Raw genomic sequence first — 3,318 nt, forward strand, 5'->3', positions numbered from 1 at the left:
GACGTGGCAGCCTGCGAAAAGCGCGGGGGAGCTGGCAACAAGCATTGATCCCGCGATGTCCGAATGGGGAAACCCACTGCTTCGGCAGTATCCTGCACTGAATCCATAGGTGCTGGAGGCGAACCCGGTGAACTGAAATATCTAAGTAACCGGAGGAAAAGAAATCAACCGAGATTCCCTCAGTAGTGACGAGCGAACGGGGACTAGCCCTTAAGCTGGCATGGTTCTAGAAAAACGACCTGGAAAGGTCGGCCATAGAAGGTGATAGCCCTGTATTCGAAAGGGCCATGCCAGTGAAGACGAGTAGGGCGGGGCACGAGAAACCCTGTCTGAACATGGGGGGACCATCCTCCAAGGCTAAATACTCCTGACCGACCGATAGTGAACCAGTACCGTGAGGGAAAGGCGAAAAGAACCCCGGAGAGGGGAGTGAAATAGACCCTGAAACCGTGTGCGTACAAGCAGTAGGAGCCCGCAAGGGTGACTGCGTACCTTTTGTATAATGGGTCAGCGACTTACAGTTCGTGGCAAGCTTAACCGTATAGGGGAGGCGAAGGGAAACCGAGTCTGAATAGGGCGCATAGTCGCGGGCTGTAGACCCGAAACCGGGTGATCTAGTCATGCCCAGGGTGAAGGTGCGGTAACACGCACTGGAGGCCCGAACCCACTCCCGTTGCAAAGGTAGGGGATGAGGTGTGATTAGGAGTGAAAAGCTAATCGAACCCGGAGATAGCTGGTTCTCCTCGAAAGCTATTTAGGTAGCGCCTCATATGTATCCTCTCGGGGGTAGAGCACTGTTATGGCTAGGGGGTCATCGCGACTTACCAAACCATTGCAAACTCCGAATACCGAGACGGACTGTATGGGAGACACACGGCGGGTGCTAACGTCCGTCGTGAAAAGGGAAACAACCCAGACCCACAGCTAAGGTCCCAAATTACCGCTAAGTGGGAAACGATGTGGAAAGGCACAGACAGCCAGGAGGTTGGCTTAGAAGCAGCCACCCTTTAAAGAAAGCGTAATAGCTCACTGGTCGAGTCGGTCTGCGCGGAAGATTTAACGGGGCTAAGCGGTAAACCGAAGCTTGGGGTGCACACTTTGTGTGCGCGGTAGAGGAGCGTTCCGTAAGCCTGCGAAGGTGGGTCGAGAGGCCTGCTGGAGGTATCGGAAGTGCGAATGCTGACATGAGTAACGATAATGCGGGTGAAAAGCCCGCACGCCGAAAGCCCAAGGTTTCCTTGCGCAACGTTAATCGGCGCAGGGTGAGTCGGCCCCTAAGGCGAGGGCGAAAGCCGTAGTCGATGGGAAACTGGTTAATATTCCAGTACCTCGCGTGAGTGCGATGGGGGGACGGAGAAGGTTAGGTCTACCGGGCGTTGGTTGTCCCGGGGAAAGGCGGTAGGTGGATCTCTTAGGCAAATCCGGGAGGTCAACACCGAGCACCGAGACGAGCCCTTTAGGGCGAAGTGACTGATACCACGCTTCCAGGAAAAGCCCCTAAGCTTCAGCTCACGCAGACCGTACCGAAAACCGACACAGGTGGGTAGGATGAGAATTCTCAGGCGCTTGAGAGAACTCGGGTGAAGGAACTAGGCAACATGGCACCGTAACTTCGGGAGAAGGTGCGCCTCCTTTGGTGGCCCATGCGGGCTATAGCTGAGGGAGGCCGAAGTGACCAGGCCGCTGCGACTGTTTATCAAAAACACAGCACTCTGCAAACACGAAAGTGGACGTATAGGGTGTGACGCCTGCCCGGTGCCGGAAGGTTAATTGATGGGGTCAGCCGCAAGGCGAAGCTCTTGATCGAAGCCCCGGTAAACGGCGGCCGTAACTATAACGGTCCTAAGGTAGCGAAATTCCTTGTCGGGTAAGTTCCGACCTGCACGAATGGCGTAACGACAGCGGCGCTGTCTCCACCCGAGACTCAGTGAAATTGAAATCGCTGTGAAGATGCAGCGTTCCCGTGGCAAGACGGAAAGACCCCGTGAACCTTTACTATAGCTTTACACTGAACGTTGAGTTCGTCTGTGTAGGATAGGTGGGAGGCTATGAAGTGTCGGCGCCAGCTGGCATGGAGCCATCCTTGAAATACCACCCTGATGTGCTTGACGTTCTAACCTGGGCCCGTAATCCGGGTCGGGGACCGTGTATGGTGGGTAGTTTGACTGGGGCGGTCTCCTCCTAAAGAGTAACGGAGGAGCTCGAAGGTACGCTCAGCGCGGTCGGACATCGCGCACTGTGTGCAAAGGCATAAGCGTGCTTGACTGCAAGATCGACGGATCAAGCAGGTACGAAAGTAGGACTTAGTGATCCGGTGGTTCTGTATGGAAGGGCCATCGCTCAACGGATAAAAGGTACTCCGGGGATAACAGGCTGATACCGCCCAAGAGTTCATATCGACGGCGGTGTTTGGCACCTCGATGTCGGCTCATCACATCCTGGGGCTGTAGTCGGTCCCAAGGGTATGGCTGTTCGCCATTTAAAGTGGTACGCGAGCTGGGTTCAGAACGTCGTGAGACAGTTCGGTCCCTATCTGCCATGGGCGTTGGAGATTTGAGAGGGGCTGCTCCTAGTACGAGAGGACCGGAGTGGACGAACCTCTGGTGTTCCGGTTGTCACGCCAGTGGCACTGCCGGGTAGCTATGTTCGGAAGCGATAACCGCTGAAAGCATCTAAGCGGGAAGCGCGCCTCAAGATGAGATCTCCCGGGACACAAGTCCCCTGAAGGAACCATCAAGACCAGGTGGTTGATAGGCTGGGTGTGTAAGCGCAGCAATGCGTTGAGCTAACCAGTACTAATGATCCGTGCGGCTTGACCATATAACCTCAAGTGGCCTTGGACTCGACGACAGTCGATAGCCATCCGCCGCTCACTACATCCCAAGTCCCTATGCGAGACGGTGCGGCTCCACCTCACGGACGCCTGCACGCTCCAACCGTCTCCCTGGTGAAATTAGCGTTGTGGAACCACCCGATCCCATCCCGAACTCGGAAGTGAAACGCAACAGCGCCGATGGTAGTGTGGGTCTCCCATGCGAGAGTAGGTCATCGCCAGGGTTTTATCCCGGAAGCCCCCAGCCAAACGCTGGGGGCTTCTTCTTTTGCCGGACACCCCCGTGTCCGCCACCGGCACCAGGCCCCAGGCCTGCACCGGCCGCCAGTTACCCCGGTGCGGGGTGGAGCAGTCTGGCAGCTCGTCGGGCTCATAACCCGAAGGTCGCAGGTTCAAATCCTGCCCCCGCTACCAATGCACAACGCAAACGGCGACCCTTGGGTCGCCGTTTTGCGTTGGGGGGTTGGGGGTTGGGGATTCGTGAT

Annotated in this window: 1 tRNA gene and 2 rRNA genes (1 of these 3 running past the window's edge); all 3 read left to right on the forward strand. The window is 56.4% G+C overall.

The window, feature by feature from the left end:
- Positions 1-2,820, forward strand: a 23S ribosomal RNA gene (locus B351_RS0112105); it begins 54 nt to the left of the window's first position.
- A 123-nt stretch (positions 2,821-2,943) separates the two neighbouring features.
- Positions 2,944-3,057, forward strand: a 5S ribosomal RNA gene (rrf, locus tag B351_RS0112110).
- Positions 3,058-3,170: 113 nt separating this feature from the next.
- Positions 3,171-3,247 (forward strand) — tRNA-Met (locus B351_RS0112115).
- Positions 3,248-3,318: the final 71 nt, after the last annotated feature.

The sequence above is a fragment of the Pseudoxanthomonas sp. GW2 genome (assembly GCF_000283075.1).
Lineage (GTDB): Bacteria > Pseudomonadota > Gammaproteobacteria > Xanthomonadales > Xanthomonadaceae > Pseudoxanthomonas.